General features: G+C 70.4%; 24 protein-coding genes and 1 riboswitch. Of the genes, 23 read left to right on the top strand and 1 reads right to left on the bottom strand.

From position 1 onward, the window contains the following. Window positions 1-17 precede the first annotated feature (17 nt). The 11 genes from lepB (AOQ53_RS29565) (at window position 18) to AOQ53_RS29515 (ending at window position 9,406) form a co-directional block, all read left to right on the top strand. Complete coding sequence (gene lepB / locus AOQ53_RS29565; protein ID WP_059421890.1) at window positions 18-743, top strand: signal peptidase I; 726 nt, start codon at window positions 18-20, stop codon at window positions 741-743. After that, window positions 736-1,827, top strand: a complete 1,092-nt coding sequence (gene lepB, locus AOQ53_RS29560; protein ID WP_059421889.1) for a signal peptidase I — start codon at window positions 736-738, stop codon at window positions 1,825-1,827. The genes lepB (AOQ53_RS29565) and lepB (AOQ53_RS29560) overlap by 8 nt, the downstream gene beginning before the upstream one ends. Beyond that, window positions 1,715-2,677, top strand: a complete 963-nt coding sequence (lepB, locus tag AOQ53_RS29555) for a signal peptidase I (RefSeq protein ID WP_059421887.1) — start codon at window positions 1,715-1,717, stop codon at window positions 2,675-2,677. The genes lepB (AOQ53_RS29560) and lepB (AOQ53_RS29555) overlap by 113 nt, the downstream gene beginning before the upstream one ends. A 51-nt stretch (window positions 2,678-2,728) precedes the next feature. After that, complete coding sequence (gene lepB, locus AOQ53_RS29550; RefSeq protein ID WP_059421886.1) at window positions 2,729-3,508, top strand: signal peptidase I; 780 nt, start codon at window positions 2,729-2,731, stop codon at window positions 3,506-3,508. Further along, a complete protein-coding gene (locus tag AOQ53_RS29545; protein ID WP_059421885.1) occupies window positions 3,498-4,022 on the top strand; it encodes an NUDIX hydrolase in 525 nt (174 codons plus the stop codon). The genes lepB (AOQ53_RS29550) and AOQ53_RS29545 overlap by 11 nt, the downstream gene beginning before the upstream one ends. Window positions 4,023-4,078: 56 nt before the next feature. After that, window positions 4,079-4,387 (top strand): DUF2469 domain-containing protein, encoded by a 309-nt coding sequence (locus tag AOQ53_RS29540; RefSeq protein WP_003993268.1) that lies wholly within the window; start codon window positions 4,079-4,081, stop codon window positions 4,385-4,387. Between the two features lie 77 nt (window positions 4,388-4,464). Then, complete coding sequence (locus AOQ53_RS29535; RefSeq protein ID WP_078945569.1) at window positions 4,465-4,857, top strand: YraN family protein; 393 nt, start codon at window positions 4,465-4,467, stop codon at window positions 4,855-4,857. Beyond that, complete coding sequence (locus tag AOQ53_RS29530; protein WP_059421883.1) at window positions 4,857-6,482, top strand: YifB family Mg chelatase-like AAA ATPase; 1,626 nt, start codon at window positions 4,857-4,859, stop codon at window positions 6,480-6,482. The genes AOQ53_RS29535 and AOQ53_RS29530 overlap by 1 nt, the downstream gene beginning before the upstream one ends. Continuing rightward, a complete protein-coding gene (dprA, locus tag AOQ53_RS29525) occupies window positions 6,479-7,639 on the top strand; it encodes a DNA-processing protein DprA (protein ID WP_059421881.1) in 1,161 nt (386 codons plus the stop codon). The genes AOQ53_RS29530 and dprA overlap by 4 nt, the downstream gene beginning before the upstream one ends. 272 nt (window positions 7,640-7,911) lie before the next feature. Then, complete coding sequence (whiG, locus tag AOQ53_RS29520; RefSeq protein WP_059421880.1) at window positions 7,912-8,754, top strand: RNA polymerase sigma factor WhiG; 843 nt, start codon at window positions 7,912-7,914, stop codon at window positions 8,752-8,754. 94 nt (window positions 8,755-8,848) lie between these two features. Next, window positions 8,849-9,406 (top strand): TetR/AcrR family transcriptional regulator, encoded by a 558-nt coding sequence (locus AOQ53_RS29515; protein WP_059421877.1) that lies wholly within the window; start codon window positions 8,849-8,851, stop codon window positions 9,404-9,406. A 138-nt stretch (window positions 9,407-9,544) separates the two neighbouring features. Here the strand turns inward: AOQ53_RS29515 and AOQ53_RS29510 are convergent, their stop codons facing one another. Continuing rightward, window positions 9,545-10,060 carry a M23 family metallopeptidase gene (locus AOQ53_RS29510; RefSeq protein WP_236711859.1) on the bottom strand — a complete coding sequence of 172 codons (516 nt, stop codon included), beginning with the start codon at window positions 10,058-10,060 and terminating at the stop codon, window positions 9,545-9,547. A gap of 327 nt (window positions 10,061-10,387) precedes the next feature. Here AOQ53_RS29510 and rpsB point away from each other — a divergent pair, with 327 nt between their 5' ends. From rpsB to AOQ53_RS29450, 12 genes are all read left to right on the top strand, one after another. Beyond that, window positions 10,388-11,329, top strand: coding sequence for a 30S ribosomal protein S2 (rpsB, locus tag AOQ53_RS29505; protein ID WP_059421875.1), 942 nt, complete (start codon window positions 10,388-10,390; stop codon window positions 11,327-11,329). 151 nt (window positions 11,330-11,480) lie between these two features. Further along, the gene (gene tsf, locus AOQ53_RS29500; RefSeq protein ID WP_059421873.1) at window positions 11,481-12,317 is read left to right on the top strand and encodes a translation elongation factor Ts; all 837 of its coding nucleotides are present in this window, start codon (window positions 11,481-11,483) and stop codon (window positions 12,315-12,317) included. 183 nt (window positions 12,318-12,500) lie between these two features. Beyond that, window positions 12,501-13,259, top strand: coding sequence for a UMP kinase (pyrH, locus tag AOQ53_RS29495; RefSeq protein ID WP_010044452.1), 759 nt, complete (start codon window positions 12,501-12,503; stop codon window positions 13,257-13,259). Window positions 13,260-13,425: 166 nt separating this feature from the next. Further along, the gene (gene frr, locus AOQ53_RS29490; protein ID WP_059422066.1) at window positions 13,426-13,983 is read left to right on the top strand and encodes a ribosome recycling factor; all 558 of its coding nucleotides are present in this window, start codon (window positions 13,426-13,428) and stop codon (window positions 13,981-13,983) included. Then, window positions 13,983-15,128, top strand: coding sequence for a phosphatidate cytidylyltransferase (locus AOQ53_RS29485; protein WP_078945568.1), 1,146 nt, complete (start codon window positions 13,983-13,985; stop codon window positions 15,126-15,128). Before frr ends, AOQ53_RS29485 begins: the two co-directional genes overlap by 1 nt. Before the next feature lie 167 nt (window positions 15,129-15,295). Then, window positions 15,296-15,754 carry an SRPBCC family protein gene (locus AOQ53_RS29480; protein ID WP_059422065.1) on the top strand — a complete coding sequence of 153 codons (459 nt, stop codon included), beginning with the start codon at window positions 15,296-15,298 and terminating at the stop codon, window positions 15,752-15,754. Between the two features lie 88 nt (window positions 15,755-15,842). Next, window positions 15,843-16,283 carry a VOC family protein gene (locus tag AOQ53_RS29475; protein ID WP_059421869.1) on the top strand — a complete coding sequence of 147 codons (441 nt, stop codon included), beginning with the start codon at window positions 15,843-15,845 and terminating at the stop codon, window positions 16,281-16,283. A 102-nt stretch (window positions 16,284-16,385) separates the two neighbouring features. Further along, window positions 16,386-17,492, top strand: a complete 1,107-nt coding sequence (gene rlmN, locus AOQ53_RS29470; RefSeq protein WP_059421867.1) for a 23S rRNA (adenine(2503)-C(2))-methyltransferase RlmN — start codon at window positions 16,386-16,388, stop codon at window positions 17,490-17,492. A 40-nt stretch (window positions 17,493-17,532) separates the two neighbouring features. Then, a riboswitch (TPP riboswitch) is annotated at window positions 17,533-17,639 on the top strand. 124 nt (window positions 17,640-17,763) lie between these two features. Further along, the gene (locus tag AOQ53_RS29465) at window positions 17,764-18,801 is read left to right on the top strand and encodes a thiamine ABC transporter substrate-binding protein (RefSeq protein ID WP_059422063.1); all 1,038 of its coding nucleotides are present in this window, start codon (window positions 17,764-17,766) and stop codon (window positions 18,799-18,801) included. Further along, entirely contained in the window at window positions 18,777-20,459 is a 1,683-nt protein-coding gene (locus tag AOQ53_RS29460) for an ABC transporter permease (RefSeq protein ID WP_078945567.1), read from the top strand. Before AOQ53_RS29465 ends, AOQ53_RS29460 begins: the two co-directional genes overlap by 25 nt. Next, window positions 20,459-21,478 carry an ABC transporter ATP-binding protein gene (locus AOQ53_RS29455; RefSeq protein WP_059421865.1) on the top strand — a complete coding sequence of 340 codons (1,020 nt, stop codon included), beginning with the start codon at window positions 20,459-20,461 and terminating at the stop codon, window positions 21,476-21,478. The genes AOQ53_RS29460 and AOQ53_RS29455 overlap by 1 nt, the downstream gene beginning before the upstream one ends. Window positions 21,479-21,503: 25 nt before the next feature. Beyond that, window positions 21,504-22,301 (top strand): maleylpyruvate isomerase family mycothiol-dependent enzyme, encoded by a 798-nt coding sequence (locus AOQ53_RS29450; protein WP_059421862.1) that lies wholly within the window; start codon window positions 21,504-21,506, stop codon window positions 22,299-22,301. Window positions 22,302-22,362: the final 61 nt, after the last annotated feature.

Raw genomic sequence — 22,362 nt, 5'->3', positions numbered from 1 at the left:
GATAGCATCTGGCTCCGATGGACACCGAAGCTCAGCCGACGGAGCGCGACCGCTCCTCCCGCCCTTCCGACTCCGAGGACACCTCGGATCCTGGAGGGCCGGAGGAACGGTCGCGTTTCGCGTTGTCGCGTGTCACCGAATGGGTCCCGGGCGGCCGGATCACTCTGACGCTGCTGGCCTGCCTGCTCTTCCTGCTGCTGCTCAGCACGTTCGTGCTGCGGCCGTTCCAGATCCCCAGCGGATCCATGGAACAGGGATTGAGGATCGGGGACCGGGTTCTCGTAAATAAGTTGGCGTACCGTTTCGGTGCCGAGCCGCGGCGGGGAGACATCGTCGTGTTCGACGGGACCGGGTACTTCGGGCACGCGGACTACATCAAACGCGTTGTCGGCGTGGGCGGAGACCACGTCGTGTGCTGCGACAAGGAGGGGAGGATCCAGGTGAACGGCCGGCCGGTCGACGAGTCGGGCTTCCTGTACCCCGGCGACAGTCCCTCCACGGTGCCCTTCGACGTCGCCGTCCCCGTCGGCACCCTGTTCGTCCTCGGTGACCACCGCGGCGACTCCAGCGACTCCCGCGACCACCTCGGCTCACCGGGCGGCGGCATGGTCCCGGTCGACGAGGTGATCGGCCGCGCAGACTGGATCGTCTGGCCCTTCGGCCACGCCACCCGGCTGCACCGCCCGGACGCCTACGCGCGCGTGCCGGCCCCCGCCCCCGGAAGGGCGGGCGCCCATGGGTAACCGCGGCAAACCGCGCGGCGTCCCCGCCAGTCCCGCGGACAACCTGCTGCCCACCGGCGCCCGGCGCGCCGCCAGCCCGTCCGGCGGCCGTACGCGCGCCGAGCGGCGCAAGCTCCAGAAGAAGGTCAAGCGGCGCCGCAGGCGCGGTGCCGTCAAGGAGATACCCCTCCTCGTCGGCGTCGCCGTCCTCATAGCGCTCGTACTGAAGACGTTCCTCGTCCAGGCGTTCGTCATCCCGTCCGGCTCCATGGAACAGACGATCCAGATCGGCGACCGCGTGCTGGTCGACAAGCTCACCCCGTGGTTCGGCTCCAAGCCGCAGCGCGGGGACGTCGTCGTGTTCAAGGACCCCGGTGGCTGGCTCCAGGACGAGCAGACCACCCTTCCGAAGGACGACCCCATCGTCATCAAGCAGGTCAAGGAAGGGCTCACCTTCATCGGCCTGCTGCCGTCCGACAACGAGAAGGACCTCATCAAGCGGGTCGTCGGCGTCGGCGGAGACCGCGTCAAGTGTTGCGACGCGCAAGGACGCGTGACCGTCAACGGCATCCCGCTGAACGAGGACTACCTGTACCCCGGCAACGCCCCGTCCGACACGCCGTTCGACATCACGGTCCCCCCGGGCCGGCTGTGGGTGATGGGCGACCACCGGAACAACTCCGCGGACTCCCGCGCCCACCAGGACACCGACTACGGCGGCACGGTCTCCGAGGAAGAGGTCGTGGGCCGCGCCATGGTCATCGCCTGGCCCTTCGGGCACTGGACCACCCTGGAGGAACCGAACACCTACGCCTCCGTGTCCGACTCGGCCCCCGGGTCGACCGCTGCTCCCGACCTGTCGCATAGGGTTGCCTCCTACGATTCGAACGGAACGATCCAGCTCCCGACCCCTGCGGAACTCCCGCTCGTTATGGGAGTGGTGGGCCTGCGTCGTGTATGGGGCAGGCGGCGGCACAGAGTGAGGAGTTGGCGTGGGGGATGTGGCGGTTGGCGCACGGTCCGGAAACGACGGCGAGGAGCACCGCGGACGCCCCGCGGAATCCGCCGTCCCGGCCGCGGACAGCGCCGTGACCCCCGGGAGTGACTCCGGGGCAGCCGAGGATGACAGGGTGACAGGCGAGTACAGCACAGCCGAGGGCGAGGGACCGGGCGGCCCGGCCCGGACGCCGAAGAAGCCACGCTCCTTCTGGAAGGAGCTGCCCATCCTGATCGGCATCGCGCTGGTGCTCGCGCTGCTGATCAAGACCTTCCTGGTACAGGCGTTCTCCATCCCCTCCGACTCGATGCAGAACACCCTCCAGCAGGGCGACCGCGTCCTGGTCGACAAGCTGACCCCCTGGTTCGGCTCCGAGCCCGAGCGTGGCGAGGTCGTCGTCTTCCACGACCCCGACAACTGGCTGGCGGGCGAGCCGGTGGTGGATCCGAACGCCTTCCAGACGTTCCTCAGCTGGATCGGTCTCATGCCGTCCGCGGAGGAGAAGGACCTCATCAAGCGGGTCGTCGGCGTCGGCGGCGACACGGTCGAGTGCAAGGGAACGGGCCCGCTGACGGTCAACGGCAAGGCGCTGGACGAGGGGTCGTACGTCTACCCCGGCAACACGCCGTGCAGCGTCGACGACCAGGGCGGTCAATTCAAGGTAAAGGTCCCCGAGGGCTACATCTGGGTCATGGGCGACCACCGGCAGAACTCCCGGGACTCCCGCTACAACCAGTCGGACAAGCACAACGGCATGGTCCCGGTGAAGGACGTCGTGGGCCGGGCCATCGTCGTCGCCTGGCCGATCAACCGCTGGGACAACCTGCCGGTGCCGGATACCTTCGACCAGGCCGGTCTGGGCGCCCAGTCGGCTGCGGCCGGTCTGACGGTGGCGCCGCAGGGGGCGGCGCTGCTGGGTGTGGTGCCGGTGGTGCTGTGGCGCCGCAGGAAGCAGTGATCCCGACGGTGGGCTGACCCCGGTCGGTACCCCCGGGTAGGGTGCGGACCCATGGGTGGCGAGAGCATGACGCACACGGCCCCGCGCAGCGGTGGCACAGGCTCGGGCCCGGTGGGCAGCCGGACCGGACAGCGGTTGTCCGGGCTGGCCGTCGCACTGGGCCTTGTGCTGTTCCTGGGGGGTTTCGCCTGGGGAGCGATGGTCTACCTGCCGTACACCGTGCCCACCGGCTCGATGACGCCGACGATCAACGCCGGCGACCGGGTGCTGGCGCAGCGCGTCGACGGTGCTGATGTGCGCCGCGGTGATGTCGTCGTGTTCAAGGACGCCACCTGGGGCGACGCGCCGATGGTCAAGCGCGTGGTGGCCGTCGGCGGTGACACGGTCTCCTGCTGCCAGGACGGCAAGCTGAAGGTCAACGGCAAGAAGATCGACGAGCCGTACCTGGCCGAGGGCACACCGGCGGAGATCACCGGCTTCCCGACCGTGACCGTCCCCAAGGGGCGCCTGTTCCTGCTCGGCGACGAGCGCGGCAGCTCCGTGGACTCCACCGCCCACCTGACCGACGCCGCCAGCGGCACGGTGGCACGCGGCGCCGTGGACGCGCGTGTGGACGCCGTCGTCTGGCCCATGAACGGCATGCTGGCACGCCCCACAGGCTTCGAGGCCCTCGGCGCCCTGTCCTCGCCCGGGCCGTTGCGGACGATCACCGCCCTGGTGATCGCCGGCGCCGTGCTCGTCCTGGGCGGGGGTGCCTACGGCCCCGTCGCCAAGCGCGCGGGCGCGGCCCGGGCCCGGCGGGCGAGCGCGGAGCCCGCAGGTGTCCGCTGAGGCCGTGAGGGCGGGCCAGGACACCTACGAGGGCGGGCTTCGCAAGGTCGCCCGGGTCGTGCTGCTCGACCCGCAGGACCGCATCCTGCTGCTGCACGGGCACGAGCCGGACGATCCGGCCGACGACTGGTGGTTCACCCCCGGCGGCGGTGTGGAGGGCGACGAGACCCGTGAAGAGGCCGCCCTGCGGGAACTCGCCGAGGAGACGGGCATCACCGAGGTCGAGCTGGGCCCGGTGCTGTGGCGGCGGATGTGCTCCTTCCCGTTCGCGGGCCGCCGCTGGGACCAGGACGAGTGGTACTTCCTGGCTCGTACGGACCGTACGGCGGTCGAGGCCGCGGGGCTGACCGAGCTGGAGCGGCGCAGTGTCGCCGGAGCGCGCTGGTGGACGTGTCCGGAAGTTTGCCGGGCACATGAGACGGTGTATCCGACGAGACTCGCCGGGCTGCTGCGCACGCTGCTCGACGAAGGTCCCCCGGCCAGGCCCGTGATCCTTGACCCGGAAATCGTCTAGGGGCGCACGGGACTGGCGCACAATGGTGGGATCGCACGGCTGAAGGGGAACATGCCATGAGCGCCGAGGACCTCGAGAAGTACGAGACCGAGATGGAGCTGAAGCTCTACCGGGAGTACCGCGATGTCGTCGGTCTGTTCAAATACGTGATCGAGACCGAGCGGCGCTTCTACCTGACCAACGACTACGAGATGCAGGTGCATTCGGTCCAGGGTGAGGTGTTCTTCGAGGTGTCCATGGCGGATGCCTGGGTGTGGGACATGTACCGGCCGGCGCGCTTCGTGAAGCAGGTCCGGGTCCTCACGTTCAAGGACGTGAACATCGAAGAGCTGAACAAGAGCGATCTCGAGCTGCCGAGCGGGTGACGTTCGCCCAGGAGGGTGACGGGGTTTTCCACAGCCGCTGAGCTGTACACCAAGATCCACTTCGTGGGGACGGGTGCGTGATCGTTGGCACCGGAGGTGGTGCCGACATGAACGCACGCAGTGCGATGGGCAGGTACGGAGAGACTCTGGCGGCCCGGCGGCTGGCGGAGACCGGACTGATGGTCCTGGAGCGCAACTGGCGCTCGGGCCGGACCGGTGAGATCGACATCGTGGCCAGGGACGGGGACGTCCTGGTCGTCTGCGAGGTGAAGACCCGCAGGGAGGGTCCCTTCGAGCATCCGATGGCCGCCGTGACCCCGCAGAAGGCGGAGCGGCTGCGGAACCTCGCCGAGCGGTGGATCCAGACGCACGGGGGCGCACCGCCCGGCGGGGTCCGCATCGACGTGGTCGGGGTGCTGCTGCCGGCCCGCGGCGCGGCAGTGGTCGAGCACGTGCGGGGGGTGGCCTGATGGCATTCGCCCGTACGTGTTCGGTGGCGCTGGTGGGCGTCGAGGGTGTGGTCGTCGAGGTCCAGGCCGACCTGGAGCCGGGTGTCGCGGCGTTCACGCTGGTGGGACTGCCCGACAAGAGCCTGACGGAGAGCCGGGACCGAGTGCGGGCCGCGGTCGTCAACTCGGGCGCGGCCTGGCCCCAGAAGAAACTCACGGTCGGCCTGAGCCCGGCCTCCGTTCCCAAGAGCGGCAGCGGCTTCGACCTGGCCGTCGCCGCGGCGGTCCTCGGCGCCTCCGAGCGCATCGACCCCCGGGTCCTCGCCGACATCGTGATGATCGGGGAACTGGGGCTGGACGGGCGGGTGCGGCCGGTGCGGGGAGTGTTGCCGGCGGTGCTGGCGGCGGCGGATGCCGGGTATGAGCAGGTGGTGGTGCCGGAGTGTGCCGCCGCCGAGGCGTCCCTGGTGCCCGGGGTCTCCGTGCTGGGCGTCCGGAGCCTGCGCCAGCTGATCGCCGTCCTGGCCGACGAACCCGTGCCCGACGAGGATCCGGACGAGCAGGGCCGCCCGGACCCGCTCCTCGCCGGCCTGCGCATGCCGGGCACGGGCGCCGCCACGGGCATGCACAGCGTCGGCGCGGCCCAGAACGAGCCCGGCCACGACCTGGCGGACGTCGTCGGGCAGACCTCGGCGCGCACCGCGGTGGAGGTGGCCGCGGCGGGCGGACACCACCTGTTCCTGGAAGGGCCTCCCGGCGCCGGCAAGACGATGCTCGCGGAGCGGCTGCCCGCCATCCTGCCCCGGCTCGGGCGGCAGGAGTCGCTGGAGGTCACCGCGGTCCACTCGGTGGCGGGCCTGCTGCCCCCGGGCAAGCCTCTGATCGACGTCGCCCCCTACTGCGCCCCGCACCACTCGGCCACCATGCAGGCACTCGTCGGCGGCGGCCCGGGCATCGCGCGGCCCGGCGCGGTGTCGCTGTCCCACCGGGGTGTCCTCTTCCTGGACGAGACCCCCGAGTTCAGCAGCCATGCCCTGGACGCACTGCGCCAGCCGCTGGAGGCGGGGCATGTCGTCATCGCGCGCAGTGCGGGAGTGGTGCGTTTCCCGGCGAAGTTCCTGATGGTGCTCGCGGCCAACCCGTGTCCGTGCGGCCGGTTCTCGCAGCGTGACGACCTGTGCGAGTGCCCGCCCTCGGCGATCCGCCGCTATCAGGCAAGGCTCTCCGGCCCGCTGCTCGACCGGGTCGACCTGCGCGTCGAGGTGGACCGCGTCACCCGCACCGAGCTGACCGCCTCCGGCGCGCGGGGCGAGTCCACCGCGACGGTCGCCGACCGGGTAAGGGCGGCCCGGGAGCGGGCCACCGAGCGCCTCGCCGGCACTCCGTGGCGAACGAACAGCGAGGTACCGGGGCGCGAGCTGCGCAGCCGCTGGTACGCCGCGTCAGGGGCGATGGACGAGGCCGAGCGGAACCTGGAGCGGGGCGTCCTGAGCGCCCGCGGCCTCGATCGCGTCCTGCGCGTGGCCTGGACCGTCGCCGATCTCGTCGGCCACGACCGGCCCGACGCGACGGACGTCGCCCTCGCCCTCCAGTTGCGCACCGGTGTCCCGAGGGGTGTCCCCATGGCCATCGGAGCGCTGACATGAGCGTCGCCGGCGAACCGGACGAGGAACTGCTCGCCCGGGTCCTTCTCACCCGTGTCATCGAGCCCGGCGACGAGGTCGGTGGGCGGTGGGTGCGGGAGCTCGGGGCGCGGGCCCTGGCCCGGCGGCTGGCGGAGGGCGGGCGGCCCCTGGCCGGGGTGAGCGGGAAACGGTGGAAGGGCCTGCTGGCCAGGGCCGAGGCGGCTCGGCCGCGTGAGGACCTCGCCGTCGCCCGGGAGGCCGGCGTGCGGTTCGTCGGACCGGGGGACTCGGAGTGGCCGGGGCAGCTCGACGACCTCGGGGATGCCCGGCCGCTGGGGCTGTGGGTGCGGGGGCGGGCCGGTCTGCGGATGTGGGCGCTGAGATCGGTGGCCGTCGTCGGCGCCCGCGCCTGCACCGAGTACGGGGCGCACATGGCGGGCACCCTCGCCGCCGGTCTGGCCGAGCAGGGCTGGGTCGTGGTGTCCGGCGGCGCCTACGGAGTCGACGGCGCCGCCCACCGCGGCGCCCTTGGCGCGGGCGGCGCCACCGTCGCCGTCCTCGCCTGCGGCGTCGACCGCCCCTACCCGCGCGGACACACCCGGCTGATCGGCAGAATCGCAGAACAGGGACTGGTGATCGGTGAGTTGCCGCCCGGTGATCACCCGACAGCGAGCCGGTTCATCCTGCGGAACCGGGTGATCGCGGCGCTCACCCGCGGCACCGTGGTCGTCGAGGCCGCCCACCGCAGCGGCTCCCTGGTCACGGCACGGGCGGCACAGCGCCTCGGCAGGCACACCATGGGCGTACCGGGACCGGCCACCAGCGGGCTGTCCGCCGGGGTGCACGAGCTGCTGCGCGGAGAGGCGGCCCTGGTCACCGACGCCGCGGACATCGTCGAACTGGTCGGCGACATCGGACAGCTGGCCCCCGACCGTCGCGGCCCGGTCCTGCCCCGGGACCTGCTGGAACCGGCCAGCCGGCAGGTGCTCGCCGCGCTGCCGGGCGGCCGGGCGGCCCGGCCGGACGAGATCGCGCGCCGTGCACAGACGACACAGGACGACGCGATCGCCAGACTGTACGAACTCCGAGCACTCGGTTACGTCGAACGACACGGCGACGGCTGGAAGTTGACACGCCAGGCGGTGATGTCGGTCCGCGGTGGTCCCGGACCATGCTGACCGCGCCCGTTCGGCCGTCCGGGGGAACCCCGACATCCCTTGGAAATTCCCCCAGTTGGGGTTCTCAGGTGATCACACGGAAGGAGCTCGCCGACCCGGTGGGACGCCATTCGGAACGTATCTGCGTCCGCCTTGACCTCCGTCCTTCGCACACCGCGACACCGCAGTCACGCTACGCTCACGAGGATCCCGACACGGACAGGCAACTCGACATCAGACAGACAGCCCACCCCAGCAGCACCACTCCGCAGCAGAACGGCACAAGGCGACGAATGCCCCAGCACACCTCCGGGCCCGACCGGGCGGCGATCCCCCCAGCCGCCCGTGACGGTGGCAGCGTGCGGCCGCCCGCTCCCTCGACACTCGACGAGCTGTGGCGGTCGTACAAGGCGACGGGGGACGAGCGGCTGCGGGAGCAGCTGATCCTGCACTACTCGCCACTCGTGAAGTACGTCGCCGGCCGCGTCAGTGTGGGCCTGCCGTCCAACGTCGAGCAGGCGGACTTCGTCTCGTCCGGGGTGTTCGGGCTGATCGACGCGATCGAGAAGTTCGACATCGACCGCGAGATCAAGTTCGAGACGTACGCGATCACCCGGATCCGGGGCGCGATGATCGACGAGCTGCGGGCTCTGGACTGGATCCCCCGGTCGGTCCGGCAGAAGGCGCGCAACGTGGAGCGCGCCTACGCCACGCTGGAGGCGCGACTGCGGCGGACGCCGACGGAGGGCGAGGTGGCCGGCGAGCTGGGCATCGCGGTGGAGGAACTCCACGCGGTGTTCAGCCAGTTGTCGCTGGCCAACGTGGTGGCCCTGGAAGAGCTGCTGCACGGCGGGGGCGAGGGCGGCGACGGGCTGAGCGTCATGGACACGCTGGAGGACACCGCCGCCGACAACCCCGTGGAGGTCGCCGAGGACCGGGAGCTCCGCAGGTTCCTCGCGCGGGCGATCAACACGCTGCCCGAGCGGGAGAAGACCGTGGTCACGCTGTACTACTACGAAGGGCTCACCCTGGCCGAGATCGGGAACGTGCTGGGCGTGACCGAGAGCCGGGTCAGCCAGATCCACACCAAGTCGGTGCTCCAGCTGAGAGCGAAACTGGCGAGCTTCGGCCGCTGACCTGGCCGGAAGACGGCGGGACGGCGGGAGCCTCTCCCGCCCGGCCTGGCGCGTCCGTAGAGTGGTTGACGTGCCAAGGATTCGAGCGGCCTCCGTGGCCGAGCACCGGTCGATGCAGCGAGCCGCCCTGCTGGACGCGGCTCGTTCCTTGTTGTCCGAGGGCGGTACGGAGGCGCTGACCTTCCCGGCCCTCGCCGAGCGGACGGGGCTCGCGCGCTCGTCCGTCTACGAGTACTTCCGGTCACGGGCGGCCGTGGTCGAGGAGCTGTGCGAGGTCGACTTTCCCGTCTGGGCGGCGGACGTGTCGGCGGCGATGGCGCGGGCGGATACGGCCGAGGCCAAGGTCGAGGCGTATGTCCGGCAGCAGCTGGAGCTGGTGGGGGACCGGCGGCATCGGGCCGTGGTGGCGATCTCGGCGAGTGAGCTGGACGCCGGGGCCCGGGAGAAGATCCGGGCGGCCCATGGCGGGCTGGTCGCGATGATCGTCGAGGCGCTGGGTGAGCTGGGGCATGAGCAGCCTCGGCTGGCGGCGATGTTGTTGCAGGGGGTCGTGGACGCGGCGGTGCGACGGATCGAGCTGGGGGCCGCCGAAGATCCGGGGTCGATCGCCGATGCCGCGGTGTCCATGGCCCTGCGGGGTGTGAGGGGCTGAGCCGCGTTGGTGCCGGGGTCGGTTGGGTGCGCAGCCCGGCGTGGCCGGGTACCGCTGCGCCCACCCTCCCCCGAGCTCTCGGCTTCGCTCGAGCGGGGGCCCCCACCGCCCCAAGCGGCACGACTGCCCGCAGCTGAGTCAGTGCACCGGCAGTAGCCTCGACGGGCCCCTGTGCAGGAGCCACGGGGGAAGGAGCGACAGCGGGTTCAGGTACGTGCCGTCCCGCCGGAGGCCCCAGTGCACGCACGTAACCGTGCAGTGTGAACCCGTGGCGTCCACCGTGCCGATCACCTCGCCCGGTTCCACCTCCTCGCCCTCCTCCACCGCCGCCGTCACCGGCTCGTATGTCGTGCGCAGCGGTGGTTCGCCCGTCCCTGTCAGCTCCACCGAGACGACCCCCTTGCCGGCGACGCGACCCGCGAACGACACCCGGCCCGCGGCCACCGCCCGTACCGGCGTCCCCGGGGCTGACGCCAGGTCCACGCCTCGGTGACCGGGGCCGTAGGTCGTCGCCGGGGGTTCCCAGCCGCGGAGGACCCGGGGGTGCGGGCCGACGGGCCAGGTGCGGCCGACCGTCGGCACGGTGACGTCCCCGAGGGGTGTGCCCGCCGCGAACAGGGGCGGCGGAGGGGCCAGCAGGACGGCAGTCGTCATGACCAGCACCAGGATCAGGCGCGTACAAACAGGTACACATCGCTTCGCTCGCATGCCGAAATCGTCCCGGACCACTGCCCGTCACCGGCCGTGACTGTGGACCGCCGTCCGGTTGTGGACAACGGCGTCACCCGGTGCCCCGCGGGTCCCGTACACTTCTGGTGGCGATCCGGGTCACCGGGTCGACTTCGCACGCCCCGATACGCACCCCGGCAACGGGCCGTATCAGCGCCCCTCGGTCCCTCGTGGCACGGCGCGCAGCGGGCGTCAGGCGCGGAAGCCGTCCGGCATCCGCGGCACAACCGAGAAGCACAAGGAGATACGGCCATGGCCGTCGTCACGATGCGGGAGCTGCTGGAGAGCGGCGTCCACTTCGGTCACCAGACCCGTCGTTGGAACCCGAAGATGAAGCGCTTCATCTTCACGGAGCGCAACGGCATCTACATCATCGACCTGCTCCAGTCGCTGTCGTACATCGACCGCGCCTACGAGTTCGTCAAGGAGACCGTCGCCCACGGCGGCACGGTCATGTTCGTCGGTACGAAGAAGCAGGCGCAGGAGGCCATCGCCGAGCAGGCCACCCGCGTCGGCATGCCCTACGTCAACCAGCGCTGGCTGGGCGGCATGCTCACCAACTTCTCGACCGTCTACAAGCGTCTGCAGCGCCTCAAGGAGCTCGAGCAGATCGACTTCGAGGACGTCGCCGCGTCCGGTCTGACCAAGAAGGAGCTTCTCGTGCTCTCGCGCGAGAAGGCCAAGCTGGAGAAGACCCTCGGTGGTATCCGCGAGATGCAGAAGGTGCCCAGCGCCGTCTGGATCGTGGACACCAAGAAGGAGCACATCGCCGTTGGTGAGGCCCGGAAGCTGAACATTCCGGTCGTCGCGATCCTCGACACCAACTGCGACCCCGACGAGGTCGACTACAAGATCCCGGGCAACGACGACGCGATCCGCTCCGTCACCCTGCTCACCCGCGTCATCGCCGACGCCGTCGCCGAGGGCCTCATCTCCCGCAGCGGTGTCGCCACCGAGGGCAAGGGCGAGAAGGCCGCGGGCGAGCCGCTCGCCGAGTGGGAGCGCGACCTGCTCGAGGGCGAGAAGAAGGCCGACGAGGCTGCCCCCGCCGCCGAGGGCGCCCCGGCTGCTGAGGCCGCCCCGGCTGCTGAGGCCGCTCCGGCCGCCGAGACTGCTCCGGCCGCCGAGGCCGCCCCCGCCGAGGCCGAGAAGCCGGCCGAGGGCGAGAAGGCCGCCGAGGCCGAGCAGGCCTGACCCGTCAGTCCGAGTTGACGGCGGGAGCGGTGACATTAACTCCGCTCCCGCCGTTCACCCGTAGGTCAGCGGAAGGACAGCGTCCCCCGGCTCCATGGGGCACATCCGCAGATCTTCGATCTTCCAGACTTCGAGAGAGATTCACAGACTCATGGCGAACTACACCGCCGCCGACGTCAAGAAGCTCCGTGAGCTCACGGGCGCCGGCATGATGGACTGCAAGAAGGCGCTGGACGAGGCCGAGGGCAACGTCGAGAAGGCCGTCGAGGCGCTCCGCATCAAGGGCCAGAAGGGCGTCGCCAAGCGCGAGGGCCGTTCCGCCGAGAACGGTGCCGTCGTCTCGATCATCGCCGACGACAACTCCTCCGGTGTCCTCGTCGAGCTGAAGTGCGAGACGGACTTCGTCGCCAAGGGTGACAAGTTCCAGGGCGTGGCCACCGCCATCGCCGAGCACGTCGCCAAGACCTCCCCGGCCGACCTCGAGGCCCTGCTCGCCTCCGAGATCGAGGCCGGCAAGACCGTCCAGGCGTTCGTGGACGAGGCCAACGCCAACCTGGGCGAGAAGATCGTCCTGGACCGCTTCGCGCGGTTCGCCGACGGCTACGTGACGGCGTACATGCACCGCACGATGCCCGACCTGCCCCCGCAGATCGGTGTCCTCGTCGAGCTGGACAAGCCGAACGCCGAGATCGCCAAGGGCGTCGCCCAGCACATCGCCGCCTTCGCGCCGAAGTACCTCTCCAAGGAGGACGTCCCGGCCGAGGTCGTCGAGTCCGAGCGCCGCGTCGCCGAGGAGACCACCCGCGCCGAGGGCAAGCCCGAGGCCGCCCTGCCGAAGATCGTCGAGGGTCGCCTCAACGGCTTCTTCAAGGACGCCACGCTGCTCGGCCAGCCCTACGCGCTCGACAACAAGAAGTCCGTCCAGAAGGTCCTGGACGAGGCCGGTGTCACCCTGAAGCGCTTCGCGCGCATCAAGGTCGGCATCTGAGTCCGTACCGCGATCGACGCCCGACCCCGATAAGGTCGGCAGCAGTCGTCCGTGTACGCCGTCACATGGGTGGCGGACGACAGCAGATCTGACGAGGAGGCCATTGCCGTATGGGATGCGAACCACGCCCCACCGGCAATGGCCTTCTTCGTATGTGCAACACGTGAAAGAGGCGGGATCCCCATGACCACCAAGGCCCAGAAGAGCGACGACGGCAAAGTACGCGGCCGGTTTCTGCTGAAGCTGTCCGGAGAGGCCTTCTCCGGCGGTGGCGGCCTGGGCGTCGACCCCGACGTGGTGCACAAGATCGCCCGCGAGATCGCGGCCGTCGTGCGCGACGGTGCGCAGATCGCGGTCGTCATCGGCGGCGGCAACTTCTTCCGCGGTGCCGAGCTCCAGCAGCGCGGCATGGACCGGGCCCGCTCCGACTACATGGGCATGCTCGGCACCGTCATGAACTGCCTGGCCCTCCAGGACTTCCTGGAGAAGGTGGGGGTGGACTGCCGGGTGCAGACCGCCATCACCATGGGCCAGGTCGCCGAGCCGTACATCCCGCTGCGCGCCGTACGGCACCTGGAGAAGGGCCGTGTGGTCATCTTCGGTGCCGGTATGGGCATGCCGTACTTCTCCACCGACACCACCGCCGCCCAGCGCGCCCTGGAGATCGACGCCGAGGCGCTGCTGATGGGCAAGAACGGCGTGGACGGGGTCTACGACTCCGACCCGAAGACCAACCCGGACGCCGTGAAGTTCGACCACCTCGGCTACGGCGAGGTCATCACCCGCGATCTGAAGGTCGCCGACGCCACGGCCGTGACGCTCTGCCGCGACAACAAGCTCCCGATCGTGGTCTTCGAGCTGCTGGCGGAGGGCAACATCGGGCGCGCCGTCAAGGGTGAGAAGATCGGCACGCTGGTGGGGGACCCCGGTAGCCGGGACTGAAGTCCCGAGAACAACCCCGTCCGGGGGACGGACGGGACGGAGCCGGGCCGGGGGATGGACAATGTCCTGCCGGTCGGGAACCGTGCAGGAAGAAGACGCGACGCAGCCGGCCGCCGCCCCACATGGAACCGCAGCCGGGCCTACTCAAGACACGCAGGAGCAAGTGGTGATCGAAGAGACCCTCCTCGAGGCCGAGGAGAAGATGGAGAAGGCCGTCGTGGTCGCCAAGGAGGACTTCGCCGCGATCCGCACCGGCCGTGCGCACCCGGCGATGTTCAACAAGATCGTGGCCGACTACTACGGCGCGCCGACCCCGATCAACCAGCTGGCCTCGTTCTCGGTGCCCGAGCCGCGCATGGCCGTGGTGACCCCGTTCGACAAGAGCGCGCTGCGCAACATCGAGCAGGCGATCCGCGACTCCGACCTGGGCGTCAACCCGAGCAACGACGGCAACATCATCCGGGTGGTGTTCCCCGAGCTGACCGAGGAGCGCCGCCGCGAGTACATCAAGGTCGCCAAGAGCAAGGGTGAGGACGCCAAGGTCTCCATCCGCTCCGTGCGCCGCAAGGCCAAGGACGCCATCGACAAGCTGATCAAGGACGGCGAGATCGGCGAGGACGAGGGCCGCCGTGCGGAGAAGGAGCTCGACGACACCACCCACAAGTACGTGGCGCAGGTGGACGAGCTCCTGAAGCACAAGGAAGCGGAGCTGCTCGAGGTCTGATGAACGACTCTTCCTGGGGGGCGCCGCCGCAGGCCGGGTACTGGGGGCCCACCGACCAAGGGCATGGCCATGGGTACGCCCACAGCCATGGGTACGCCCACAGCCCTGGCCATGGGCACGCCCAGGGGGCCGCTCCGGCGGGTCCCGCATACGATGCGCATGAAGCGCCTCAGACTCGCCCCATGCCCATCGTGCCCGACGTAGCCGAATACGGCGGAGACCAGGATGACGACCGGGGAGCTGCTCGGCTGAGCGGCTCCCCGGTCCGAAACGAGACGAATCCGGAGCCCATGCCCGACGCCGCAGAGCCGGCACCCAAGCCGCAGAAGAAGAGCGCGGGTCGCGACCTGAGTGCCGCGATAGGGGTCGGGGTCGGGCTGGGCGCGGTGATCGTCGCATCACTGTTCGTCGTCAAGGCCGTGTTCGTCGGCGTGATCGCGGTCGCCGTCGTGGTGGGCCTCTGGGAGCTGACCAAGCGGCTGGACGAACGCAAGGGCATCCGGGCGCCCCTCGTGCCGCTCGCGCTCGGCGGTGCCGCGATGGTCGTCGCCGGGTACGTCCGGGGCGCCGAGGGCGCCTGGGTCGCCATGGCGCTCACGGCACTGGCGGTGCTGGTGTGGCGCATGACGGAGCCGCCCGAGAACTACCTCAGGGACGTCACGGCGGGCGTCTTCGCGGTGTTCTACGTGCCGTTCCTGGCGACCTTCGTCGCGATGATGCTGACGGCGGACGACGGGCCGCAGCGGGTGCTCACGTTCCTGCTGCTCACGGTCGTCAGCGACACTGGTGCCTACGCGGTCGGCTGGCGCTTCGGCCGTCACAAGCTCGCGCCGCGCATCAGTCCCGGCAAGACCCGCGAGGGTCTGCTCGGCGCGGTCGCCTTCGCCATGGTGGCGGGCGCGCTGTGTCTGGAGTTCCTCATCGACGGCGGTGCCTGGTGGCAGGGGCTGTTGCTCGGCCTCGCGGTCGCGGTCAGCGCCACGCTCGGCGACCTCGGCGAGTCCATGATCAAGCGGGACCTCGGCATCAAGGACATGGGCACGCTGCTGCCGGGGCATGGCGGCATCATGGACCGGCTGGACTCGCTGTTGCCCACGGCTCCTGTGGTGTGGCTGTTGCTCGTGCTCTTCGTCGGGTCCGGCTGAGGCTATACGGCTTTGACCACCTTTAGGGCCTTGCGGTTTTTCCGGCCTCATGGCCTTTGTGGGGAGCTCCCGTCCGATGGTCGGCGGGGGCTCGCCGTCGTCGTGCGGAGGTGCTTGCGGCGTCGCCAAGTGGGACGATTCAGGTGTACGTCGCAAAGGGGGACATCATGTCCAGCATTCGACAGACCATCGATGTCGACCGGCGTCCCGAGGACGTCTACGACTACGTCACGGACGCCGAGCGGCTGCCGGAGTGGCAGCTGAGCGCCGTGTCCGCGGAACGTCTCGACGAAGGGCCCGTCGGCGTCGGCTCCCGGATGCGGGTCACCCGGCACATCGGCCGCCGGGTCATGCCGATGACCATGGAGGTCACGGAGTACGACCCGCCGCACAGCTGGGGCATGCGGGGTGTCGACGGACCCGTCCGGGCACGGGTGCACGGCGAGGTCGAGCCGTTCGACGAGGGGCGGCGCTCCCACGTGACGATCGAGGTCGACTTCGAGGGCCACGGCGTCGGCAAGGTCCTCGTCCCGCTCGTCGTACGCCCCCAGGTCCGCAAGGAACTGCCGCGCAACGAGCAGATCCTCAAGGACCGGCTGGAGCACATGGGAGAGAAGGGCCTCTGAAAAAGGGGTACGGCCGACGTGTGTCGGCCACTGCTGTGTCCGGACAGGGTCTCGCCGCCGTGGCCCTGCCATTCCGAGGAGACCCGGCATGACGATCCAGCGGATGGACAGCGTCCTCATCGTTGTCGACGACCTCGACGCCGTCCTTTCGTTCTTCGTCGAACTCGGCATGGAGCTGGAGGGCAGGGGGCCGGCCGAGGGAGCTTGGGTGGAGCGGGTCATCGGGCTCGAGGACGTCCGACAGGAGATCGCCATGCTGCGGACCCCGGACGGTCACGGCCGAATCGAGCTGGCGATGTTCCACCAGCCGAAGGCGATCCGTCCCGAACCGAAGGACGCGCCGGCGAACACGCTGGGCATTCGCCGCATCATGTTCGCCGTCGACGACATCGAGGACGCCGTTGCCCGCCTGCACACCCACGGCGCCGAACTCGTCGGTGACGTGGTGCGGTACGAGGACAGCTACCGGCTCTGCTACCTCCGCGGCCCCGAGGGCGTCATCGTCGGACTGGCCGAGCAGCTCGGCTGAAGGCTGCCGCTGCCATTGCCGAAGGGATCCTGCACCCAGGCGACGACCCTGAGACGTGACGGTCGCAGGTCACGTGAATCGATCTGCGACACTGGTACGGCCATGCCTAAGCCCGGAGAACTCACTTTCGTCGCCCCGCGCGGAGCCAAGAAGCCGCCGCGGCATCTCGCCGACCTCACTCCTGCCGAGCGCAAGGAGGCCGTTGCCGCTGTCGGGGAGAAGCCGTTTCGTGCCAAGCAGCTCTCGCAGCACTACTTCGCGCGGTACGCGCACGATCCGGAGCAGTGGACCGATATTCCGGCCGGCTCCCGCGGCCGGCTCCAGGAGGCGCTGCTGCCCGAGCTGATGACCGTCGTGCGGCATCTGTCGACCGACCAGGGCGCCACGCGCAAGACGCTGTGGCGGCTGTTCGACGGGACGCTCGTCGAGTCCGTGCTGATGCGCTATCCGGACCGGGTGACCATGTGCATCAGCTCGCAGGCCGGATGCGGGATGAACTGCCCGTTCTGTGCGACCGGGCAGGCGGGGCTCGACCGGAATCTGTCCACCGCCGAGATCGTGCACCAGATCGTGGACGGTATGCGGGCGCTCAGGGACGGAGAGGTGCCGGGCGGGCCGGCGCGGCTCAGCAACATCGTGTTCATGGGCATGGGCGAGCCGCTCGCCAACTACAACCGGGTCCTCGGCTCCATCCGGCGGCTCACCGACCCCGAGCCCGACGGGCTGGGGCTGTCGCAGCGCGGGATCACCGTCTCGACGGTCGGTCTCGTCCCGGCCATCCACAGGTTCGCCGACGAGGGCCTCAAGTGCCGCCTCGCGATCTCGCTGCACGCCCCCGACGACGAGCTGCGCGACACCCTCGTGCCCGTGAACACGCGGTGGAAGGTCCGGGAGGTGCTGGATGCCGGCTTCGAGTACAGCGCCAAGTCCGGGCGCCGGCTGTCCATCGAGTACGCGCTGATCCGGGACATCAACGACCAGGCCTGGCGCGGTGACCGGCTCGGGCGGATGCTCAAGGGCAGGCCCGTGCACGTGAACCTGATTCCGCTCAACCCGACGCCCGGCTCCAAGTGGACCGCTTCGCGGCCCGAGGACGAGAAGGCGTTCGTGGAGGCGATCGCGGCCCATGGTGTGCCGGTGACGATCCGGGACACCCGTGGTCAGGAGATCGACGGGGCGTGTGGTCAGCTCGCGGCCACCGAACGGTAGTCTGACGGGCGTAAGCACAACCGCATTTTCCGACACCTTCATATTCCGACAGGGGAGCGCCACAGCGCTGAGAGTGCGGCACACGGCCGCAGACCCTCCGAACCTGGCCCAGGTCATTCTGGGTAGGGAGATCGGTCATCACTCGAGCTGTTGCGCCCTGCCCGGGAATCCCAGAGATCCCGGGCAGGGCCGCGTCTTCTCCTGGTCCTCCAGGAGGAATCCAGTGAGCAACAACATCAAGCGGCTGACGGCGGTGGTTGTCGGGCTCGGCATGGCCGGCACGCTCGCCGCGTGCGGGTCGTCCGACGGCGGCCCGGGATCCGGCGACTCCAAGACCGTGACCCTCGTCAGCCACAACTCGTGGGCCGCCTCGAAGGGCGTCATCGCGGCGTTCGAGAAGCAGTCCGGCTACAAGGTGAACGTCCTCGAGGACGGCGATGCCGGGCAGGCCGTGAACAAGGCCATCCTGACCAAGGACAACCCGCAGGGCGACGTCTTCTTCGGCGTCGACAACACACTGCTGTCCCGCGCCCTCGACAACGGCCTGTTCCAGCCGTACGAGGCGAAGGGCTCGGACCGGATCGCGCCGGAGTACCGGGCCGACCAGGAGCAGCACCGGGTCACGCCCGTCGACACCGGCGACATCTGTGTCAACTACGACAAGAAGTACTTCGCCGACCACAAGCTCGCCCCGCCGCGCAGCTTCGACGACCTGGTCAAGCCCCAGTACAAGAACCTCCTGGTCACCGAGAACGCCTCCACCTCCTCGCCCGGCCTGGGTTTCCTGCTCGGCACCGCCGCGAAGTACGGCGACGAGGGCTGGCAGGACTACTGGAAGAAGCTCAAGGCCAACGGCGTGAAGGTCGTCGACGGCTGGGAGCAGGCCTACAACGAGGAGTTCTCCGGCTCGGCCGGCGGGAAGAAGGCCAAGGGGGACCGGCCGCTCGTCGTGTCGTACGCCTCCTCGCCGCCCGTCGAGGTCGTCTACACCGACCCGAAGCCCACCACGGCACCGACCGGGGTCGCGCAGGGCACCTGCTTCCGGCAGGTCGAGTACGCCGGGCTGCTGAGCAACGCGAAGAACACCAAGGGCGGCAAGGCGTTCCTCGACTTCCTGGTCAGCGAGCGGTTCCAGGAGGACATGCCGCTCAACATGTACGTGTACCCGGTGCGCGAGGGCGCCCAGGTGCCGCCGGAGTTCGTGAAGTACGGGCCGCAGGCGAAGGACCCGGAGACCATGGACCCGGCGAAGATCGCCGACCACCGTGACCAGTGGGTCAAGTCGTGGACCTCGCTCGTACTGAAGTAACCGAAGCAGCCGTCCGCAAGGACCGGCGGCGCGGGAGCGCGGCGCGGTTCGGCCTCATCGCCGTGCCCGTCGCGTTCTTCGCCGTCTTCTTCGCCTACCCCGTCGCCGCGATCGTCGCGCGCGGTCTGGAGGTCGACGGGGTCTGGCAGTTCGGGCGGATCGGGGAGGTGCTGGCGCAGTCCGACGTCCGGCACGTCCTGTGGTTCACCACCTGGCAGGCGATCGTCTCGACGGCGCTCACGCTGCTGATCGCGCTGCCCGGCGCGTACGTCTTCGCGCGCTTCGACTTCCGCGGCAAGCAGGTCCTGCGGGCGGTGGTGACCGTGCCGTTCGTGCTGCCGACGGTCGTCGTCGGTACGGCGTTCCTGGCGCTGGTCGGGCGCGGCGGGCTGCTGGACGAGCTGTGGGGGGTGCGGCTGGACACCACCGTGTGGGCGATCCTGCTGGCGCACGTCTTCTTCAACTACGCGGTCGTCGTACGGACCGTCGGCGGGCTCTGGGCGCAGCTCGACCCGCGGCAGGAGGAAGCCGCGCGGATGCTCGGGGCGTCGCCGCTGCGGGCCTGGCGGCAGGTCACGCTGCCGGCGCTCGCGCCCGCCGTGGCCGCCGCCGCGCTCATGGTCTTCCTGTTCACCTTCACCTCCTTCGGTGTCGTCCAGATCCTCGGCGGGCCCACCTTCTCGACCCTGGAGGTGGAGATCTACCGGCAGACGTCGGAGATCTTCGACCTGTCCACGGCGGCCGTGCTGACGTTGATCCAGTTCGTGGCGGTGGGCGCGATCCTCGCCCTGCACGCCTGGACCGTACGGCGGCGGGAGACGGCGCTGCGGCTGGTGGACCCGTCCGTGACCGCGCGCCGGCCGCGCGGCACCGGGCAGTGGGCGCTGCTGGGCGGGGTGCTCGTCACCGTCGTCGTGCTGCTCCTGCTGCCGCTCGCGGTGCTGGTGGAGCGGTCCCTGGACGCGCCCGGCTTCGGCTACTACCGGGCGCTGACCAGGGTTGACGGCGGGGTGTTCCTGGTGGCGCCGATCGAGGCGATCGGCAATTCGCTGTCGTACGCCGTCGCCGCCACCCTCATCGCCGTGGTGATCGGAGGGCTCGCCTCCGTCGCGCTCACCCGACGGGATGCCGGGCGGTTCGTGCGCGGCTTCGACGCGCTGCTGATGCTGCCGCTCGGGGTGTCCGCGGTGACCGTGGGCTTCGGGTTCCTGATCGCCCTGGACGAGCCGCCGCTGGATCTGAGGTCCTCGTGGATCCTGGTGCCGCTCGCGCAGGCGCTGGTCGGTGTGCCGTTCGTCGTGCGGACGATGCTGCCCGTGCTGCGGGCGGTGGACGTGCGGCTGCGGGAGGCGGCCTCGGTGCTGGGGGCCTCGCCCTGGCGGGTGTGGCGTGAGGTGGATCTGCCGATGGTGCGGCGGGCGCTGCTGATCGCTGCCGGGTTCGCCTTCGCGGTGTCGCTCGGGGAGTTCGGGGCGACGGTGTTCATCGCGCGGCCCGACAACCCGACGCTGCCGGTGGCCGTGGCGCGGCTGCTGGGACGGCCCGGGGAGGTCAACTACGGCCAGGCGATGGCCCTTTCGACGATTCTGATGGTGGTGTGCGCTGTGGCCCTGCTGGTGCTGGAGAGGCTTCGCACGGACCGGACCGGGGAGTTCTGATGCTGCTGGCTCTGCAGGGCGCGACGGTCCGTTTCGGCGGGCGTGCCGTGCTGGACGCCGTCGATCTGGAGGTCGCCGAGCACGAGGTCGTGTGCGTGCTCGGGCCCAGCGGCAGCGGCAAGTCGACGCTGCTGCGGGCGGTGGCCGGGCTCCAACCCCTCGACTCCGGGCGGGTGTCGCTCGACGGGCGCGACCAGGCGGGCGTGCCCGCGCACCGGCGCGGGGTCGGGTTGATGTTCCAGGACCACCAGCTGTTCCCGCAGCGGGACGTGGGCGGCAACGTCGCCTTCGGGCCGCGCATGCACGGAGCGTCGAAGCGGCAGCAGGCCGAGCGCGTACAGGAGTTGCTGGACCTGGTCGGCTTGCCGGGCGCATCCCGCCGGGCCGTCGCCACGCTGTCCGGCGGGGAGCAGCAACGGGTGGCGCTGGCCCGGGCCCTGGCGCCGAGCCCCCGGCTGCTGATGCTGGACGAGCCTTTGGGGCAGCTCGACCGTTCGCTCAGGGAGCGGCTGGTCGTCGAACTGAGGGAGCTGTTCGGCCGGTTGGGCACGACCGTACTCGCCGTGACGCACGACCAGGGGGAGGCCTTCGCGCTGGCCGACCGGGTCGTGGTGATGCGGGACGGGCGGATCGCCCAGTCCGGTACGCCTCTTGAGGTGTGGCAGCGGCCGGCCGGCACGTTCGTGGCCCGTTTCCTCGGCTTCGAGAACGTCGTCGAGGCGACGGTCGGGGCGGAGGCCGCGGACACGCCGTGGGGCAAGGTGCCGGTGCCGGAGGGTGCCCCGCAGGGCACGCGGGCCCTGCTCGTGCGGCCCGCCGGTGTGCGCCTGGTGCCCGCCGGTACGGGCCTGCGCTGCACGGTGACCGCGCGCGCCTTCAAGGGCACCCATGTCGCCGTCCACCTCCAGCCGGAGGACGCCCCGCGCCTGGAGGCGGCGTGCGCGCTGCGGGCGGCGCCGGAGACCGGGGACGAGGTCGGGGTGGAGTTCGACGCGGCCGAAATCGTGGTGCTCGACTGATCGGCTGCCGCCTAAGGTGCGGGGCATGACGCTACTGGCACACGACCGCTACTGTGACGAAATCGCTCACCAGGTCGCTCTGTTGAGGTCCGTGGTCACGTCCGGCGCCGATCTGTCCGGCACCGTGCCGACCTGCCCGGACTGGTCGCTGGAGGACCTGGTCCGGCACATGGGCGGCGCCCTGCGCTGGGTGGAGTTCATCGTGCGGACCCGGGCCGAGGAGGAGGTGCCCGAGGAGCGGGTCCCGGGCCTTGCCGGACCCGGGCCCCGGGGTGACGCCGCCGCACTGGACGCATGGCTGGCGGAGAGCGGCGAGCAGGTCGTCGCAGCGCTGCGGGAGGCCGGGCCGGACACGAAGGTGTGGAGCTGGGCGGGGATCCTCAACTCCGGTTTCTGGGCCCGCCGGATGACGCACGAGATCACCGTGCACCGCGCGGACGTCACGCTCGCCGCGGGACTGCCCTACGAGGTCGCGTCCGACGTGGCCGCCGACGCGATCGACGAGTGGCTCCAGATCGTGGAGTACGTGCAGCGGACGGCACCGCACGACGCGGCGCGGGAACTGCGCGGCCCGGGCCGCAGCATCCACCTGCACGCCACCGACACCGGCGCCGACCTGGACGCCGAGTGGTTCATCGAACTCACTGAAGCCGGCGTCACCTGGCGCCGCGGCCACGAGAAGGCCACCGTCGCCCTGCGCGGTCCGCTCACCGCCGTCCTGCTCGCGTTCTACCGCCGGCTGCCGCTGAACGCCCCGGAGTTGGAGGTACTGGGGGAGCGGGAACTGCTGGAGTTCTGGCTGGAGCGGGCGACCTTCGGCTAGCTTGATCTTTAACCTGTGCGGCGGGGTCGTGTGGTTGTTGACTTCTTCGTTCGCTGTTTCG

The organism is Streptomyces azureus (assembly GCF_001270025.1).
Taxonomy (GTDB): domain Bacteria; phylum Actinomycetota; class Actinomycetes; order Streptomycetales; family Streptomycetaceae; genus Streptomyces; species Streptomyces azureus.
Note: the sequence above shows the minus strand (reverse complement) of the source record. Positions and strands in the feature narration are given on the sequence as shown.

Bases quoted from the DNA above. Each gene is read 5' to 3' on its own strand.
- AOQ53_RS29540 (WP_003993268.1), top strand. From the start codon at position 4,079: ATGAGCGCCGAGGACCTCGAGAAGTACGAGACCGAGATGGAGCTGAAG.
- pyrH (WP_010044452.1), top strand. From the start codon at position 12,501: ATGACCACCAAGGCCCAGAAGAGCGACGACGGCAAAGTACGCGGCCGG.
- AOQ53_RS29530 (WP_059421883.1), top strand. From the start codon at position 4,857: ATGGCATTCGCCCGTACGTGTTCGGTGGCGCTGGTGGGCGTCGAGGGT.
- lepB (WP_059421890.1), top strand. From the start codon at position 18: ATGGACACCGAAGCTCAGCCGACGGAGCGCGACCGCTCCTCCCGCCCT.
- AOQ53_RS29510 (WP_236711859.1), bottom strand. From the start codon at position 10,060: ATGACGACTGCCGTCCTGCTGGCCCCTCCGCCGCCCCTGTTCGCGGCG.
- AOQ53_RS29485 (WP_078945568.1), top strand. From the start codon at position 13,983: ATGAACGACTCTTCCTGGGGGGCGCCGCCGCAGGCCGGGTACTGGGGG.
- AOQ53_RS29480 (WP_059422065.1), top strand. From the start codon at position 15,296: ATGTCCAGCATTCGACAGACCATCGATGTCGACCGGCGTCCCGAGGAC.
- AOQ53_RS29450 (WP_059421862.1), top strand. From the start codon at position 21,504: ATGACGCTACTGGCACACGACCGCTACTGTGACGAAATCGCTCACCAG.
- tsf (WP_059421873.1), top strand. From the start codon at position 11,481: ATGGCGAACTACACCGCCGCCGACGTCAAGAAGCTCCGTGAGCTCACG.
- lepB (WP_059421889.1), top strand. From the start codon at position 736: ATGGGTAACCGCGGCAAACCGCGCGGCGTCCCCGCCAGTCCCGCGGAC.
- dprA (WP_059421881.1), top strand. From the start codon at position 6,479: ATGAGCGTCGCCGGCGAACCGGACGAGGAACTGCTCGCCCGGGTCCTT.
- lepB (WP_059421886.1), top strand. From the start codon at position 2,729: ATGGGTGGCGAGAGCATGACGCACACGGCCCCGCGCAGCGGTGGCACA.
- rlmN (WP_059421867.1), top strand. From the start codon at position 16,386: ATGCCTAAGCCCGGAGAACTCACTTTCGTCGCCCCGCGCGGAGCCAAG.
- whiG (WP_059421880.1), top strand. From the start codon at position 7,912: ATGCCCCAGCACACCTCCGGGCCCGACCGGGCGGCGATCCCCCCAGCC.
- AOQ53_RS29465 (WP_059422063.1), top strand. From the start codon at position 17,764: ATGGCCGGCACGCTCGCCGCGTGCGGGTCGTCCGACGGCGGCCCGGGA.
- AOQ53_RS29455 (WP_059421865.1), top strand. From the start codon at position 20,459: ATGCTGCTGGCTCTGCAGGGCGCGACGGTCCGTTTCGGCGGGCGTGCC.
- rpsB (WP_059421875.1), top strand. From the start codon at position 10,388: ATGGCCGTCGTCACGATGCGGGAGCTGCTGGAGAGCGGCGTCCACTTC.
- AOQ53_RS29475 (WP_059421869.1), top strand. From the start codon at position 15,843: ATGACGATCCAGCGGATGGACAGCGTCCTCATCGTTGTCGACGACCTC.